The sequence below is a fragment of the Frischella sp. Ac48 genome (assembly GCF_019641635.1).
GTDB lineage: Bacteria > Pseudomonadota > Gammaproteobacteria > Enterobacterales > Orbaceae > Frischella > Frischella japonica.
The window spans coordinates 50,459-69,083 of sequence record NZ_JAETXP010000012.1; the positions used below are offsets into that span (position 1 = coordinate 50,459).

The window sequence follows — 18,625 nt, forward strand, 5'->3', positions numbered from 1 at the left end:
ACTTTTTCAGTTAAAATAATTACTAATGTATTTTTTACCATAAAGTCAGTCGTGTCTTCTATTCAATCTTCATTAAAAAAAGTATTTTATCATAGCAATATGCTATATAGCATTCGTATCGTTGTTAGCTTAACAGGTTCAACTTTTATACCTTGGTATTTTAATAATATTATTGCCGTTATACCCCTTACATTAGGGGTGGTTGCTGCGGCTTTAACAGAAATTGATACCCGTTTACTGTATCGCTTAATTAATTTAATATTAACGCTACTTTGTTTTGCTATCGCGATTTTTTCCGTACAGATCCTTTTCCCTTACCCGTTGCTGTTCATTATTGGTTTAGTAACATCAACTTTTCTGTTTACCATCGTTGGTGCATTGGGACAACGGTATGGGGTCATTGCATTTGGTTCACTATTGATTGCAGCATATACAATGCTTGGTCAGCAAATGTTTAATGACCTATATACACAACCATTTTACTTATTAATGGGAGCTATTTGGTATAATTTAGTCTCATTTATTGAATCGCTCATCTTACCGATTCGAACAACTCAAGAAAGTTTATCTAATACCTTTGCCCGGTTAGCGGATTATTTATCAGCAAAAGCTACTTTTTTTGATCCCGATGAGACCAAGGGTTTTAAAAATCAATTATTACTATTAGCACAAAATAATCAGTGCTTAATCGACGCCTTGAATCAAACCAAACACTCCTTATTTAATCGTTTTAAAAGTTATCGCGGTCAATCCTATATCCAAAACTTACTCAATTACTATTTTGTGGCTCAAGATATTCATGAACGCGTTAGTGCAAGCCACGTCAATTATCAAACCTTAAGCAACCAGCTTAAACATAGCGATATTTTATTTCGCTTTGCCGGTATTTTACAACAGCAAGCCAAGGCATGTAATCAACTAGCGAACTGCATTAAATATAATCAGATATATCAACATAATAGCAATTTTGAAAAATACTTTAATCATCTCGAAGAAGCCATTAACCATTATCATGGAAATAGTCACTTGAAGGCTAGCCTAAAATTACTCATAAAAAATCTTCAGAATATCGATTTACTGTTAGCTAACATAAATAATGAACAACAACTTTCCAATCAATATATGGAAAGACAACTTATCGATGATCAACTATATAGTTTTAAAGATGCCTGGCATCGCATCCAACAAAACTTAACCATTAAATCACCACTTTTTCGGCATGCTGTACGAATGAGTATCGTTTTTTTAATTGGCTATTGTGTTATTCAACTTACCAATTTACCTCACGGATATTGGATAATCTTAACCAGTTTGTTTGTTTGCCAACCTAATTATTCCACAACAAAACATCGTTTAAAATTAAGAATTCTTGGTACAATTGTCGGTATTATACTCGGTATTCCACTTACCTACTTATTACCAAATATTGAGGCACAATTAATTTTAATTATTATAAGTGGGTGGCTATTTTTCTTATTCAAAAATTCCCAGTACGCTTATGCTACAACCTTTATAACTTTACTGGTATTTTTTAGTTTCGGTTTAGTTGGCGAAAGCAGTCTTTCAGTTGCCTTGTCCAGAATCATCGCCACGATTATTGGCTGTATGATTGCATGGCTAGCAATTAACTTGATTTGGCCAGATTGGCAATTTCGTCAGTTAAGCGCCTTAATTAAACGCGCGTGTGATGATGATTGCCATTATTTAGCTTTAATTGGCACACAATACTCATTTGGTAAAACTAATGATGTCACTTATCGGGATATCAGGCGACGTGTCCACGAAAACAATGCTGATCTTTCATCATTAATTAGTATTATGACTAAAGAACCGCATGTTAATCAGCAGATTATCGATCAGGCTTTTCGATTTATTACTCTAAACTATACCTTAATCAGTTATATTTCGACGTTGGCAGCACATCGTGATAAAAATCTGTCACAACCAATCTTGTCCTTTTTTGATGATACTAATCTTGTAATCATTAATATGCTTCAAGAAAAACAGAAAAAGGCGCCACAATTAACAGATTTAGACACAATGATTCACCGTTTAAATGAACAACAAACCGAAGGGTTAACGAGTTATGATTTATTAGTCCTTCAGCAATTAGCATTGATCTTAGAAATTTTGCCGGAAATAACCCATTTAGCCACGCAGTTAATCAATAAAAGCGCGTAACAAAATAATTATTTCTATCAAGTTCAAATAAACATTTTGAACTTGATTCTCCTTTTATGATAGGGGTAAGGAAACAAACTCATTAACTCTAGCTAAACAATGTCATGGATATTTTTTAAATACCAGTATTCCAGTTGATCGATTACCAGTTTACCATTCTCGGCAAAAACCTTTATGGTTCTTTGTTCATAAGTAGGATAGAAACGACTAGTCAGGGTTGCCATACCGTGATTAACAAATACTTCAATTGAACTATGATCAATGAAAATATGTAACTCCAGTATTTGACCTTCAGGAATAGCAATACTACGATATCCCATCACGCCTGATCCAGAAAAAGCACGATCTAAAATCAAGCGCTGAGCTTGGTTATCTATATATAATAATGTGAACTGATTATCATCATTCGAGGCTGTGAATGCGATTCCTGCACGTTCAGCATCTGTTTTATTTAAATCGATTTTAATGACCAATTCACACTGCCAACTATCCAAGAGTAAATCCTGTTTACCATTGATTACCTCAATATCATGACTCAATACCGCTTTACTGCGTAATAATTGCAGTTCAGTAATTGGTGAGATGATAAGTTTATTGTCACTCGATAAATGTAATTCCCTTGGCAAACTTAAAGCACCAGCCCATTTATCTGCTTGACTCGGCATTACCGAATCCCACATGTCCATCCAAGCTATTACAATACGTCGTTTATCAGCAGTTAAGAAAGATTGTGGCGCATAATAATCATGACCAAAATCTAACTCGGTAAATGGCTGGCAAATTTTAAACGTCTCACCCGGTTGCCACTCTCCGACGATATAACCGGATTGAAAGCGATTACGATATTGATATCCCTTAGCTTGCATTCCTTGCGGAGAAAACATCAAAATATATTTATCGCCTAAAGGAAAGAAATCTGGACATTCCATCATATAGACATCCGGATCATCAACCTTGGCAAGAATCTGATCAAATTGCCAATGATATAAATCTTTCGAATGATATAACCAAACTTGCCCAATATTTTCACTATCACAAACACCTAAAACCATATACCAACAATCACCTTGTCGCCATACTTTAGGATCGCGAAAATGCATAATACCTTCAGGGGGAGCAAGCACGATACCTTGTTTGGTAAAATGGATTCCATCTTGACTGGTTGCTATGCATTGCACTTGATGAATCAGACCTTGACTTTCATTGTTATTTAGTAACACATGGCCGGTATAAAATAAAGTTAAAACCCCGTTATCATCTACTGCAGATCCAGAAAAACAACCATCTTTATCATAGGGTTCCGAAGGTGCTAAAGCGATAGGTAAATATCGCCAATGAACTAAATCATCACTAACAACATGCCCCCAATACATCTCGCCCCAACGCTCGCTAAAAGGATGATGTTGGAAAAACGCATGATATTGACCATTAAAATAGATAAGACCATTCGGATCATTAATCCAACCTGATTTTGCTGCAATATGATATGCAGGATAATAGCGACTTTTAACTTGCTTAGCCCCTTGCTCAACCGATTGATTAGCATTAATAATTTGATCTTTCATATCTCATTTCCTTTTTATCCTATCATTAAATAAATGATAAAGATTAATCATTACTCACTTGAGTATTTAGAGCATGTAAGTAATTGAAAATTAAAATTATTAATTATTATATCGCTTAAATGAAATAACCAAAATCATTGATAACTATCAATGTAACTAAATATTGCTAATCTATTTAGCCAAATGAAATCAATGTACTAATCTAATGACTAACTTTTTTGATTAAGCTATTACAGACCCATTGAGTAAAAAAAACTAACAATAAGATAATTAGTGTACAAACAATTGAAATATCGTCCTTAAATCCTTCATGTCCTTTTTTTACTGCCAGCGTGCCTAATCCGCCAGCCCCAACAGCACCAGCCATTGTTGTTAGTCCAATTAAGCTAATAATACTGACAGCAGAAGCGCGAATAATCGCCGCCAATCCTTCTTTTAAATAGACATGAACAAAAATTTCATAAGGAGATGATCCCATTGCTTTAGCTGCTTCCACAATACCTTCGTCGACTTCTAGCAAAGCATTTTGAATTTGCCGCGCAAAAAATGGTGCAAAACCAATTATTAAGGGGACTAACGCCGCATCTAATCCAATAGTTTTACCAACAATTAGGCGAGTCACGGGAGTTAACAACGATAACAGAATCACAAAGGGAATGGAGCGGAATAAGTTGATAAATTTATCTAAAAATGAATGAACCTTAGCTTGTTCCAGCACGCCATCAGGTTTCGTCGCCACTAACAGAAGGGCTAACACAATACCCAAAAAACCACCAGCCAAACCAGAAAAAAAAGTCATATAGATGGTATCAATCGTCGACTTTAGTATTTCCTCTCTCATATCAAAAACATTTGGAAAATAATGATAAAAAAAATCACCCATATATTGTAGCTCTCTTATAATAAAATTAAATTAGGTAGTAGTTTTCATGTTGTAAGGCGTTTAATCGACTCATTGATATATTTTGTTGACGTAAATAGTTTTCAATTTTTTCAATCGGCGTTGATTCTGACGTTATTAAAGCTATTAAATTACCAACCGGTTGATTTTGTATAATTTCAATATCGCTATACAGTATGGTAACTTCGGTTTGATAACGTCGATATAGCTCACTAATAAAAGGGTTAAATGAGTTATGTCCGATATAATGTAATTCGAAAAGACAATCATTTTGCAATTTATTGGCTAATAAAGGATGATCAAAAATATTTTGATAAGCCAATTCAATATTAGACGCGATGTAAATAAAATCTTGCGTTAATGATTGTTTAGGATGACTAAATATATCGACAATTTTTCCCACTTCAATCACTCGTCCTTTTTCCATCACCGCCACTTTATGGCATATTTCCTTCACCACATCCATTTCATGGGTAATTAACACCATAGTAATACCCAATTTTTGATTAACCTCTTTTAATAATTTTAGGATAGCTTGGGTATTTTTCGGATCAAGTGCACTGGTTGCTTCATCACATAAAACAATTTCTGGATCGTTAGCTAATGCTCTGGCTATGGCAACCCGCTGTTTTTGCCCACCTGACAATTGCGACGGATACATATCGCGTTTATCAGCTAAACCTACTAATTCAAGAAGTTGCTGAATTTTCTGTTCTTTTTCTTGCTTAGTCAATTTTGCGTCACGTAATGGATACAAAACATTGCCATGTACGGTACGAGAATTCATTAAATTGAAATGCTGAAAAATCATACCTATTTTTTTTCTGGTTGCCCGAAGCTGTTTTTTGTTTAAATTCATTAAATCCTGATGATTAACAATAACTTTACCGGATTGAGGCTTTTGTAATAAATTAATAACCCTAACTAATGTCGATTTACCTGCACCGCTATAACCAACAATACCAAAAATTTCCCCTTTTTGAATATGCAAATTGACATTATTAACTGCTTGCAATATGTGACCTTGTTTATCATGATAATTCACATTAATATTTTCAAGTTTAATCATTGGTTTTGCCCCGATTATATTTATTAGATTCAATTGATCACCGATTAAAGTTATAACTAGACCATTTATAAATTCATTGTTTTGAAGTAATCAATTATGATTACTTCAGTTCTTCTGGGATAAACCAATAATTATCTGAATTATGTTCTTTCATATACTGTTTGAATGCTGCTGAATGATAAGCAGCAACTACCGCTTTTGCCCATGGTGTGTTTTGATTAGTTTGTTTAACAGTAGCAACTAAAATTAATGGTTCCAAAATATCTTCACGTAATAAGGCTTTTTTGGCATCGATTTTTGCCGCATAAACAATACTACCGGTGATCACGGCATATTCAAGATCGGGTAAAGCACGAGGTATCGTAGCACTATCCATTTCGATAATATTGATACCATATTTGTTTTCAACCACATCTCGAGCACTAATTTTAGTCGGATCGATGCCATTTTTTAATGTTATCCAACCTGCTTTTTGTAATAGCATATAAGCTCTAGCTGCATTGGATGGATCAAGTGGAATCGCAACAGTATCGCCACTAGTAACTTGATTCAATGCGGTCTTTTTACCCGTATAAAGCCCAGCTGGGACCGTAGGAATTTTAGTAATACCTATCAAATCACTACCACTATTACGGTTAAAATCTTGATAATATGCGGTATGTTGATCAACGTTTATGTCCACATCACCATAATCTAAAGCAACATCAGCTTGCCGCAGATTTACAAATTCAATGGTTTTAATGGTATATCCTTGCTTTTCCAATATTGGTTTTATTGCTTGCAAAAATAATTCACTATAGGGTCCAGGTGAAGTACCAACACGTATTAGTTGATTATCTTGAGTAATGGATTGATTATTTGCTTTATCACAACCGACCAACCCTATACAAAAAGCAAAGGCTAAAAACATACTACTAATAATTTTAATCATTATTATTCCTCGATCCTATTTACTGATGAAATTATTTCGCTAACTATGTAAATAAATTAACAATAAAAATGGTATCTACGAAATATGAATTGTGTATATTGATATGCTGTTTAGTTATATATCATAAATTGACAAGACAAATGGCAATTACAACCTAATTTGATTGAATATTATGGAATAAAATAATAAGAATAATAAATTTTGTAATCATTAGCATAAATATCCTTCGAAGAAAGAACAATTCCCCCGAAATAAAAGAATTATTACTTAACTATAATTTGTGGCTAATTATTGCCAATTTCGCATCGTGAGTTTAGCGATACATTAAAAATATAACAAGATAAATCTGTTGTGAATGATTGATAACAGTTAAACAAATAAGGCTAAATCAGCCTTATTTAATGAAAGGATAAGAGTTAAAGTGATATTGCTTATTTAGCCATCGATTTTAACCAAGCGATTTCATCAGCCCAAATATCAGGATTGATGGTTTCCAAAATAAGTGGAATTTCATCAATTCTTGGCTCTTGCATTATATATTCAAACGCAACTTTGCCAATATTGCCTTTTCCTAAACTATCGTGACGATCGACATGGCTGGCTAGTTCACTTTTAGCGTCATTAAGATGCATACCTCGTAAGTATTTAAAACCAACTATTTTATCAAATTCAGCAAACGTATCGGCGCAAGCTTCTTTAGTGCGTAAATCATACCCGGCAGCAAAAGCATGGCAAGTATCAATACATACTCCGACTCGGGTTTTATCTTCCACTTGTTCGATGATTTGCGCTAAATGTTCAAATTTATAACCCAAGTTTGATCCTTGACCAGCAGTATTTTCTATAACTGCCACCACATTTTGGGTTTTTTCCAAGGTAATGTTTATTGATTGTGCTATGCGCGCTAAACATTCATCCACCGAAATTTTACGCAAGTCACTACCTGGATGGAAATTTAATAAGGTTAAACCTAATTGTTCACAACGCTGCATTTCATCTAAAAAAGCTGCACGAGATTTATCTAACTGATCCTGTTCGGGGTGCCCTAAATTTATTAAATAACTATCATGTGGCAAAATCTGTTTACTCTGATAACCATATTTTTTACAATTTTCATGAAATTGATCAATGGTTTTTGATTCTAATGGTTTCGCATGCCATTGACGTTGATTTTTGGTAAACAACGCAAATGCTGTTGCATTAATTTGATGAGCATTAATTGGCGCATTATCTACGCCTCCAGAAGCACTTACATGAGCACCAATATATTTCATGCTGAAACAACTCCCTTAAATGATATTTATAAAGTTCGTTAATTTTAAACAAAATGGTTTAATTAAAATTATTTTAGCAAAAGTCTTTGCGTCAAATGTCTATTACAGTAATTGCTTGATGAATAATTAGGTTATTTATTCAACCTAATTATTATGATGATTGTTGTATGGATTATTCTTAATTAGAATTAACAAATTCAATCACTAATCAGGATTCATGATTTCTTTGTAATTGATCACGTAGATTAGGTGGTAGCCCTTTAATCACTAATGTATCTGTTTGCGGATCCCATTTTATACGTTCACCAAGTAAATCAGCATCAAAATTGATTGTTATGCCTCCCCCACTACCGGAAAACTTTTTTAATTGCCGTAGAGTAGAGCGATCAACCGGAAACTCATCATCTAAGTCATAATCTTGACTAGCAATAAACGTACTAAAATTATTATCAACAGATGCAGGTAACTCTTTAGCTAAATTTGACAATTTAATCTCTTCGCCGGCTTCAAGTTGGCCTTTACAATAACCATAAACCTGTTCACGTACAGCTTTCTTCTCTTGTTTGTCAAGTTCTATCACTTGACAATAATCATCAACTGCTTTAACAAGTGTCTTGTTTTGATTCTTAGTATTTAACCCCTCACTAGCCCCTAAATAATCCATAAAGAAATCTGACACTTTTCGACCAACTCGCCCTTTAAGAAAAGTTAAATATCGTTTTGAATCAGGTTCTGTTTGCCATTCGGTAATATCAATTCGGGCAATGATGTCAGCATGATCAATATCTAGATATTGGGTTTGATTGATCTCAAGTTGTTCATTGACTAACATACTATGACAACTATTTAATACCGCAATCAATAAATACTCAACCGCTAAATAACGATAGAGGCAAAACACTACCGTACCCCCTTCAGCAAATGGATATTTTGCCAATTCATTGCGCAATTGTTTCACTGAATGTTGACTAAAATTGAGGAAATCTTGATTACCACATTGCAACTCTTTCACTGAAGTTTCAAATAAACTATTTTCATTAAATAGCCCGTAGGCTTTAGATTTATTGTTATAAACTCGATTAATGTCGGCGATCAAATCATTCACAACTTGATGATTTTCAAGCATTGAATCACGTAATACCACATCAATTTCGCTTTCGCTTTTACGAATCAATTGATGTAAAACAATTTTTTCAATCTGTAAGCTCATTTACTCACCTTTATGCTTTAGCAGAAAATTGCTCGATATTGTAACAGAATTTATTAAAAAATAAGTATTATCAAAAATAATGTCTGATAAAATATTACTAAATAAAAAGATAATAAATTAATTTTTCTATTTTTTATAACTATTAATGGAAACTTTATCCATGTTTGAAGATTTTTATTATCGCTAAATCTTCATTAAATCGCAAAAAGACATTTTTATGACCACTAACTATCGTGACTTTACTGACAAAAAAATCAGTGCCCTTTTTTGGCAATATGCTCTTCCTGCCATTGTCGGCACCAGTGTGAATACCTTATATAATATTATTGATGGTATATTTATTGGCCACTTCATTGGTCGAGAGGCCTTAAGTGCTGCTGGTTTAATCCTACCCATTATGAATATTGCTACTGGAATCGGATTGTTAGTTGGTGTCGGTTCGGTTAGTCGTATTTCTATTCTTTTGGGAAAAAAAGAACATGACAAAGCAGAACAATTAGCGGGGACTTCGTTTGTTTTAACTTTGATATTAAGTGGCATCACTTTGTTTTTGTTACTCTTATTTATTGATCCGATGTTATATTTCGTTGGTGCCAGTGAAATCACTCATTTATATGCTAAACAGTTTTTAACTGTTTTCCTGCCAGGGAGTTTATTTTTAACATTAACATTTAACTTCAATAATATGATGCGAGCATGCGGCTATCCACTTAAAGCGATGGTGACCATGTTCATAAGTGTCATTGCTAATATAATATTAGCGCCTATTTTTATTTTATTGTTTGATTGGGGCATGTATGGTGTGGCTATTGCCACGACATTATCAATGATTATCAGTTTTGTCTTTGTTATGCAACACTTTACTAATAAGTACAGTGATATACGCTTACGTTGGCACAATCTTCGTCTAAACTGGGAGTCAGTAAAAAGTATTTTATCTATTGGAATGTCGCCGTTTGCTATGCAAATTTCCACATCTGCGGTTGTTATATTTATTAATTGGCAACTTAATCATTATGCACCAATAAGCCATATCAATAGTGATGATGCTATTGCTGCTTACGCTAATGCCAATCGTTTAATTACATTGATTATTATGATTGTTATTGGTGTCAACCAAGGCATGCAACCAATTGTAGGCTATAATTTTGGGTGTAAAAATCTCCTGCGCGTTAAACAAACGTTCTTCTATGCCGTTAAAGTTGCTACCATAATAACCAGTATCGGTTTCTTACTTGGCTTTTTTACTCCGCATCTTTTAGTTAGTGCATTTAGCTCTGATGACGATATAATTGAATTGTCTGCCATAGCACTGCGTTTTGTCACACTTGCTTATGCATTTGTAGGTTTTCAAATGGTTACCACTAGTTTCTTTCAATGTATTGGCATGGCTAAAATTTCGATTATATTAAGTTTATCTCGACAAGTTTTAATATTGTTGCCAATTTTATATACGTTACCGCTATTTTTTGGTCTAGATGGTGTTTGGGCTGCCTCGCCGTTATCCGATTTTTTATCTACTGCACTAGCTTATATTGCTATTTATTGGTTCTTCAAATCAATCAATAAGCGACATGGGTTGAATATCAATAAAACTTAGTATTTAATGATTAAATTGTACCCGATTAAGTTGTTCAATCAGCAAATAAAGCGATTGCTGTAATTCAGCCATAAATTGATGATAATTAAATTGTTTATGGCTAATTGCATCTAATTGCGACTCCCAATGCGCGGTCATATCTGGAACTGTCATTTTAGTCGGTAACATATCTATTAGTCGACGCCCAATTTCAGTTGCACGAATCGTTTTACCTTGACGTATTAAAAATTGGCGTTTAAACAGCAATTCAATGATTCCGGCACGAGTAGCTTCAGTTCCTAAACCATCGGTTTCACGGAGAATTTTTTTGATATTTGGATCACTAACATAACGTGAAATACCCGTCATGGCAGATAATAACGTTGCATCATTGAACGGCTTAGGTGGCGTAGTTTCTTTATTGATTAATTCCGCATCATGACACCAAGCCTGATCGCCTTTTTTCACCAATTTAGTTAATAATGGTTCTGAATCCTGAATATTTTGATTATTAGCACTACGAAACAGCTGTTTCCAGCCCTCAGCTAACATTTGATTAGCTTTAGCAACAAACTTTCCTTTAGCTATTTCAACATCAATTTGTAGTTCAGCATAACGATAATTTGAATAAAATTGAGCTAAATACTGTGTTGCAATCGTAATGTAAACAGCTTGTTCATTAGCGGTTAATTTTGTGAAATCAACGGTTCTTAAAGTTGGAATAATTGCATGATGTGCTTCAACTTTTTTATCGTTCCATGCTTTGGTTCGTATAGTTACATCAACATGCTCAATAGCATCAACTAAGGTTTGGCAATTATGGCCAATAGCTGCGATGACGCCACTAATTTGATTGATATGTTCTTCCGGTAAAAATCGGCAATCAGAACGGGGATAGGTAATTAATTTATGTTTTTCATATAATGATTGGCAAATATCTAGAACCTCTTGCGCACTCAAATTATTTTTCTTAGCCATTTCAATTTGTAAAGCCGATAAATTAAATGGCAATGGTGGGGCAAGTTCCTTTTTCTTGTTACTGACATTCAAAATATTAGCCGACTGATTTTTAATTCGTTGGCAAACATTTTCTGCCAAAGCTTTTACTAATACTCTGCCCTCATCATCTTGATATGGTGCACACGATTCACTAGGTTGCCATTTAGCTTTAAACGTTTCTTTATGTGTCGTTTCAATGATGGCATAAACTTCATAAAATGGTTTACTGACAAAATTCTCAATTTCTAAGTCGCGTTTGACCACCAAACCTAATACGGGTGTTTGTACCCGTCCAATTGATAAAACACCTTTATACCCTCGATTTTGCCCTTTAATCGTGCATAATCGACTCATATTGATCCCATATAACCAATCAGCCCGGGCTCTAGCTAAAGCTGAAGTGGATAACGGTACAAAATCCTGATTATTACGTAAATTTTTTAGCGATTTTTCAACGGCAGAAGCATTAAGATCACTTATTAAACATCGCTTAATCGAACGGCGTTTTTCTACGGCAATTTGACAATAATTTAATACTTCATCAATTAATAGCTGCCCTTCACGATCAGGGTCTCCCGCGTGGACAATTTCGGTGGCATTAGTAATTAATTGAGTTAAAACAGTAAATTGTTTATGGGTGCTCGATTTCGGTAATAATAACCAATTATCAGGAATAATAGGTAAATCACTAATTTGCCATTTTTTATAGCGTGGATCATAATTATCGGGTGCTGCTTGCTCAAGTAAATGACCAATACACCAACTCACAATATCGCCATTTGCGGCGCGAATGAAACCATCTCCCCTTTGGTGAGGCTTGGGCAAAACATCTGCAATAGCTCTAGCTAAACTAGGTTTTTCGGCGATAAATAAACGATAAGATTCATTAGATTGCATCATAATTAGTATTAGTTACAAATTCCAAACGATATATGCACTATAGGGTTGATTTAAAAGAAACCCTAACTCGATAGCAAGCTTTAAAGACGGTTTATTGTGTGCATCCCAGTTAGGTGATATTTGACGATTCAGGCAGGCCAAAATTAACTTTGCCGAACTAATCAAAGCAAGTCCTTTTCGCCTTTCTTCAACTATAGTATCGACTTCAATGTCGATACTATTATTATAAGCTAAATAAGATGATGCACCAGAAACAATAACATTATCTTTTAAAATAATAAATCCCAATCCAGATTTTTCAAAATCTAAATATGAACTGAAGTTTTTACACAAGTCTTTAGCCCATTCGAGATTGATAATTTGCTGATAATCCTTTTCTTCAATAGCTTTTAATTGATAGTTTTTAGGTAATTTTGAAATAATTAATTGTAGTTTGTGAATATCAAAAACTTTAGGAGTATAGAAACTATAACGTGTAATTTTCTCATAATTGTTACGATATACATTTTCAATCAAATTTTGCCAGATATCATCAATAGGGACCAGAATTGCATAATTATCACTATATACTTTGGGAATATAGTAAAGCATATCCGGATTCGGCTTACCGGCTAAAAAAAAGAAGCAACCTGTATTAATTACTACTGTTGCCGGTCGCAATAAATTATCAGCATAAGCAAAACCAATATTTCCTTCAAAATAAGCTTGAATAATTGTTTGAGTTGTACTTTGAAATAACGGTTCAATATCTTTCTTATTAATTATTTTATCAAAATACATCAATATATTACCTTTTACATATTAAAGCTTAATTTTTTACCACCACTTTTTTAGCTTAAGCCATATAGCTGAAACTATACAAATCACAATCAATAGAATTATTAAACCAATAAACGACCATTCTTTTTCACTGAAAGGAATACCGGCCAAATTAACACCAAGCAAGCTAGTGATAAAAGTAATTGGAGTAAAAATAATGGTAAATAACGACATTAAATAAATACGTTTATTGGTTGATTCCGCCAAAAAACTATTAATTTGTTCCATGATGGATGCTAAACGCAATAAACAGCTATCAATGTCCGATACGTAATGACTTTGCTGATTAGAAATATCGTGTAATCGTTGACGATCATTATCATCAATCCAGGATATTCTTTCAGTGGCGATTTTAACAAATATATCGCGTTGTGGCGAGAGAAGTCGACGTAATACAATTAATTGTTTGCGTACTCGCCCTATTTCTTTGTGAGAAAATACGCGCTGATTCAAAACCAAATCTTCAAGTTTAATAATTTTATTATGCACTCCATCAAATGACAAATTTACCTGATCACTGATCAGTTCTGATACCTGGATTAACCAGTCTGCAACATCAACGGGTCCAATACCTTGTTCTAAATTTTCTTTTAATTTTGATATTGCATCTATCTGCTGATGGCGAGTAGAAATAATCAAATTATCGGTGATATAGAATCGAAATGTGACAATTGGATCAGGTAATTCATTAGGTGTATAGTTGACTCCTCGCATAACAACTAGAATTCCTGTATCAAACCGCGTTTCTTTGGATATTTGATTGGGTTTGATTAATTCGTCTTTGACTAAATCAGGTATTAAATTGGTTGTTTTAATCCAATCAATAGTTTCGGGTTTAGCAAAGTCTAAATGAATCCAGCAAGGTTGTTGTATGGTTGCTTCACCTTGATGATCTAATGGAAAAGCTTTGCCTTTACCATCCAATTGGCAACTATAAACTGGATTAGCTGATAACAAAAGCGAATTTTGAATAGGTAAAACTTTCACTTTTTTATCAATATAATGACTAAAATCCCCATTTTGATTAACATCTTGTGTCATATCATTACCCTACTAAATTTTGTCGTTTTAACGCAGCCTTTTCACTGTATTAAAACGCTTTGCCACATTTTACTTACGTAAAAACTCACTTTTGACGAATATTATTAAGATAGCAAACAAAAATCAGTTCGCCAATCACAATCTAAATAAACATATCTTATTGATATAATTATTGTTTTATTAAATTCCATAACCAAACTCTTAATTATAATCGTTTTGCTTGAGCTTGAGATATTAAAACAGGATAGAATTGGAAAAAGTGTGTTTCGAGTTGGGAATAATTTTGGTGAATATCAACGACAGTATCACGAATTAAAAAAAGTTTTGGCCGGCGATTTGCCATACCATTAAGTACTTTGCTAATAAAATCTAAATTAGCATAATTCATTAGCCATTCACCTTGCCATACATGTTGCATAAACTGCTGGCAATCTTGACTGAATAATTGAATTTGATGGTTAATTTCATTTTTCATTCGTTGATTAAAAATAACTAAATCACAATCGGGATTAAAGTGATGCCAATGCTTTGCTAAAAAATGATCCCATACGATGTCTAATGTTATGGGAGCAACACGTTGATGAGTAGGCTGGAATAAATTTCTGGCTTGTTTAACCTCCGTCATTTGATCAACTAACTTATCTAAACGACGATGTAACATTATGCCATCAGCAATCACTTGAGGAAATTGTTGATAAGGATCGCCTTTCACAAAATCGGCAGCAACGTTACCAATAATTGAGCTATTAGCTAAAGTTGCAAGATGAAGATGTGCCAATATATTCATATTTTAAATCAAGCTTCCTTAATTTTTAAACGTTATCAATTTCGATGTTTAAATTGGCCTTCAGCAAAACCGATTCGCCAATAGCTGATAAGATGAATTGCATCTTTTGATAAATGTGTAAAACAATCACATAGATTATGACGTAATTGTTGTGCCAATGCTGCTTCCATCCCCCCCCAAATAATTATATCCTCATCATGATGAATAGCTAATTGAGTGATCGCTTGTGATAACTTGCTTTCCGCACCTTGCTTAACTAACCATGTCACCTGTTTTGATGATGATAACTGCATTGGCTGTATATCTGACTCATTTTTCACTTCAATTATAGCTAACATACGTTGGCTGGATGGTGCTTGTTCTAAGCTATAACAGATCGCAGGCATAGCAGCGATATCACCGAGCAAAATAAATACCTTCCGCTCATCAAAATTCGTTTTCGCTCCTAGCCCAATCAGACCAATTACATCGCCTTCCTTAGCAGATTGAGCCCAAGTTGTCGCTAAACCTTGCTCATGTACTACAAAATTGACAGTAATCAGCTGATTAATCGGATCATAATGACGAATGCTATACGTTCTTGCTTTTTCCAGTATCCCAGCTTGTAAAATCACCTTATTTTCATCGTTTACACTCGGAAAACATAAATCACCATTAGAATCTGGAAATAATAACTTAAGATGCGGACCAAGCCATAAAGGATCGAGGGTAAAGGCTTTTGCTGATTTAAAGATTATCTCAATAATATTTGATGAAAGGCGTTTTGTGTTTATCACGGTTAATAAACCATTCAAAATAACTCGTTTATGCGTTGATTCTTTATTTTTCATATGACAACACTCCTTTAATTAACATGAATGTTTACTAGTTTTGAGCTAATAATTATTTACCTGATAGTAAACGCGTCCATAATCTAACCATTACCTTATCAATTTTTATTGATTGTTCTTTAACAATAAATAACCGATTAATTACCTCATCCGTGGGATATACAGAAGGGTTATTTTTCACCTCTGGATCTAAATAATCCATGGCATCAATGTTAGCACTAGGATAATAGATGGTATTAGTAATATTTGCCATAACTTGAGGTTCTAATAAGTAATTCAGAAAAGTATAAGCAGCTTCTACATTTTTGGCGTCTTTGGGGATTGCCCACACATCAAATGAAATAATCGCACCTTCTTTAGGCACTGTATATCCAATTTCTATACCATTTTTAGCTAATTTAGCCGCATTTGCCGCTTGCATCATATCCCCCGACCAACCGATAGCAACACAAATATCACCACCTGATAAATCACTAATATATCTTGAATTATGAAAGTAGGTTACATCGTTACGTAAGGTAGCTAAGAATTTTGTTGCTTGCTCGTAGTCTTGGGGATTTTGGCTATTGGGATCTTTACCTAAATAGTTAAGCACAGTTGGAAATATTTCACTTGGGGTGTCTAAAAAAGCAACACCACATTGCTTTAATTTAGCTAAATTATCTGTTTTAAATACCAAGTCCCAGCTATCTAAGGGCGCATCATCACCTAATATCTGCTTAATTTTTGCAATATTGTATCCGATCCCAGTTGATTGCCAAATGTAGGGAATTGAATATTCGTTACCTGGATCATGAATAGCCATCATTTGTAAAAATTTTTTATCCAAATGCTGATAATTAGGTAGTTTTTGTTTATCTAATTTTAAATAAAGTCCAATATGCCGTTGCCGAGCAAGAAAGTTATCTGACGGTACAACTAAATCAAAACCCGTCTTGCCTGCCATCAATTTACCATCCAATACTTCGTTGGAATCATAAACATCATAAGTAACGTTAATACCAAATTGCTGCTCAAAATTCGCTATAGTGTCAGGGGCAATAAAATCAGACCAATTGTAGATATGTAAATCTTTTGCGCTAGCAGAAGTGGAAAACAAGAAAAAAAAGAGAAAAACTACGCTATATTGAATTAGCAAATTCAAACAGTGAAAAAATTTGCTTAACATTTTTTACTTCTATCCTCCGTGAACAACCATGCAAAGAAATAAGGTTAAGTATTTAAAAATTTTTAATGATCAATAGCATAGCGATTAATTAATTCAATTACTACAACTATGTTGCTAATTTAAAAAATAGTTAAAAAAACAACTTTTTTAAGATGTTTTAACCAAAAAATAAAATTTCAGCACTGCCAAAATAACAGGTATTTTTACATCATATAATCAAATATGCAAAATCGTGATTAATATCTTTTATATATTGCTGAATATATATTCAGCAAATAATCATCTATTATTGACTAAAATATGACTAAGATCACACATTCAAATCTTCACCTTTTAACTGGTAAAATTATAACATTATGATATATGATAAATAGATAATTGAAATATAACTATAAATTATAATGAAAATTCATAAAATTTTAAATAATAATGTGATTGTAACGCTTGGTAACAAAGGTCAGGAAAGGATTATCACTGGTAGAGGTATTGGTTTCAAAAAAAAAGAAGGTGATTTAGTTGATCAAGCATTAATCGAAAAGCAGTTTTCATTAATCAATAAAGAAATCATTCCCCGCTTTACCGAATTATTGTCGGAAATTCCGCTTGAAGTCATTACCGTCAGCGAAATTATAATTAATCGCGCCAAAACTGAATTAAATCAAAAATTACAAGAAAGTATCTATATAACATTAACCGATCATATCCATTTTGCAATTGAAAGACATAAACAAGGCTTTAACATACCCAATGGATTTTTGTGGGAAATTAAAAAACTTTATGCAAACGAATTTAAAATTGGTGAATTTGCATTAGATGTAATTAAACAACGGCTTAATATTCAACTTCCTGAAGATGAGGCTGGTTTTATTACGTTTCACATCATTAATGCTCAACTCAATGATACCATGTCAAACATCGTTGCCATGACAAAAATCATCCGCGAAATATTAAATATCGTTAAATACTATTTTAAATTTGAATATGATGAAGAAAGTTTAACTTATCAAAGATTTATTACCCACTTGAAGTTTTTTTCACACCGCATTTTAAATGATAATTTCACCACTACCCATGATCCGGCATTATGGGATATGATTAAACAAAACTATCAACAAGCGTATTTATGTACTAAACGCATCGACCTACATTTGATCAATCAATACGGTCATGCGTTAACCGAAGATGAAAGCTTATATCTAACAATTCATATTGAGCGTTTACGTAACGAATTACAGAACATTGCGCAAACAGCTTAAAATGAGAAGCTGATCACAAAAGTTATTTTAAATAAAAGATCTACTTTTCAGTAAAGTAAAAAAAATGCTAGTCTAACCACAAAATATTGGATTGTTACTGTTTATTAAAACGGGC

At 33.5% G+C, this 18,625-nt stretch carries 15 protein-coding genes; 3 read left to right on the forward strand and 12 right to left on the reverse strand.

All coding sequences use genetic code 11. The features are described 5' to 3' along the window. Nucleotides 1-51: 51 nt before the first annotated feature. Nucleotides 52-2,181 (forward strand): YccS family putative transporter, encoded by a 2,130-nt coding sequence (gene yccS, locus JMI89_RS08895; RefSeq protein ID WP_220679875.1) that lies wholly within the window; start codon nt 52-54, stop codon nt 2,179-2,181. A gap of 92 nt (nt 2,182-2,273) precedes the next feature. Here yccS and JMI89_RS08900 read toward each other — a convergent pair whose 3' ends face one another. From JMI89_RS08900 to yejK, 6 genes are all read right to left on the reverse strand, one after another. Beyond that, nucleotides 2,274-3,746: a glycoside hydrolase family 32 protein gene (locus tag JMI89_RS08900; protein WP_220679876.1), complete on the reverse strand. Its 1,473-nt coding sequence runs from the start codon at nt 3,744-3,746 to the stop codon at nt 2,274-2,276. A 202-nt stretch (nt 3,747-3,948) separates the two neighbouring features. Next, nucleotides 3,949-4,629, reverse strand: coding sequence for a methionine ABC transporter permease (locus tag JMI89_RS08905; protein ID WP_187755373.1), 681 nt, complete (start codon nt 4,627-4,629; stop codon nt 3,949-3,951). A 25-nt stretch (nt 4,630-4,654) separates the two neighbouring features. After that, nucleotides 4,655-5,716: a methionine ABC transporter ATP-binding protein gene (locus JMI89_RS08910; RefSeq protein WP_220679877.1), complete on the reverse strand. Its 1,062-nt coding sequence runs from the start codon at nt 5,714-5,716 to the stop codon at nt 4,655-4,657. 100 nt (nt 5,717-5,816) lie between these two features. Further along, on the reverse strand, nt 5,817-6,647 hold the full coding sequence (locus JMI89_RS08915) for a MetQ/NlpA family ABC transporter substrate-binding protein (RefSeq protein ID WP_220679878.1): 831 nt from the start codon (nt 6,645-6,647) through the stop codon (nt 5,817-5,819). Nucleotides 6,648-7,078: 431 nt separating this feature from the next. Next, nucleotides 7,079-7,921: a deoxyribonuclease IV gene (gene nfo / locus JMI89_RS08920; protein ID WP_220679879.1), complete on the reverse strand. Its 843-nt coding sequence runs from the start codon at nt 7,919-7,921 to the stop codon at nt 7,079-7,081. A gap of 208 nt (nt 7,922-8,129) precedes the next feature. Beyond that, nucleotides 8,130-9,131 carry a nucleoid-associated protein YejK gene (gene yejK, locus JMI89_RS08925; RefSeq protein WP_220679880.1) on the reverse strand — a complete coding sequence of 334 codons (1,002 nt, stop codon included), beginning with the start codon at nt 9,129-9,131 and terminating at the stop codon, nt 8,130-8,132. Between the two features lie 217 nt (nt 9,132-9,348). Here yejK and JMI89_RS08930 point away from each other — a divergent pair, with 217 nt between their 5' ends. Continuing rightward, nucleotides 9,349-10,731, forward strand: a complete 1,383-nt coding sequence (locus tag JMI89_RS08930) for an MATE family efflux transporter (protein WP_187755378.1) — start codon at nt 9,349-9,351, stop codon at nt 10,729-10,731. 3 nt (nt 10,732-10,734) lie between these two features. Here the strand turns inward: JMI89_RS08930 and JMI89_RS08935 are convergent, their stop codons facing one another. From JMI89_RS08935 to JMI89_RS08960, 6 genes are all read right to left on the reverse strand, one after another. Then, nucleotides 10,735-12,609 (reverse strand): DNA topoisomerase III, encoded by a 1,875-nt coding sequence (locus JMI89_RS08935; RefSeq protein ID WP_220679881.1) that lies wholly within the window; start codon nt 12,607-12,609, stop codon nt 10,735-10,737. A 12-nt stretch (nt 12,610-12,621) separates the two neighbouring features. Next, nucleotides 12,622-13,389, reverse strand: a complete 768-nt coding sequence (locus tag JMI89_RS08940) for a GNAT family N-acetyltransferase (RefSeq protein WP_220679882.1) — start codon at nt 13,387-13,389, stop codon at nt 12,622-12,624. A 36-nt stretch (nt 13,390-13,425) separates the two neighbouring features. Next, a complete protein-coding gene (gene zntB, locus JMI89_RS08945) occupies nt 13,426-14,469 on the reverse strand; it encodes a zinc transporter ZntB (protein WP_187755380.1) in 1,044 nt (347 codons plus the stop codon). A 205-nt stretch (nt 14,470-14,674) separates the two neighbouring features. Beyond that, on the reverse strand, nt 14,675-15,256 hold the full coding sequence (locus JMI89_RS08950) for an ACP phosphodiesterase (RefSeq protein ID WP_187755381.1): 582 nt from the start codon (nt 15,254-15,256) through the stop codon (nt 14,675-14,677). A gap of 35 nt (nt 15,257-15,291) precedes the next feature. After that, the gene (locus tag JMI89_RS08955; protein WP_220679883.1) at nt 15,292-16,086 is read right to left on the reverse strand and encodes a siderophore-interacting protein; all 795 of its coding nucleotides are present in this window, start codon (nt 16,084-16,086) and stop codon (nt 15,292-15,294) included. 52 nt (nt 16,087-16,138) lie between these two features. Further along, nucleotides 16,139-17,254, reverse strand: coding sequence for an extracellular solute-binding protein (locus JMI89_RS08960; RefSeq protein WP_187755383.1), 1,116 nt, complete (start codon nt 17,252-17,254; stop codon nt 16,139-16,141). Between the two features lie 401 nt (nt 17,255-17,655). Here JMI89_RS08960 and licT point away from each other — a divergent pair, with 401 nt between their 5' ends. Then, complete coding sequence (licT, locus tag JMI89_RS08965) at nt 17,656-18,510, forward strand: BglG family transcription antiterminator LicT (protein ID WP_187755384.1); 855 nt, start codon at nt 17,656-17,658, stop codon at nt 18,508-18,510. The last annotated feature ends 115 nt before the right edge of the window (nt 18,511-18,625 follow it).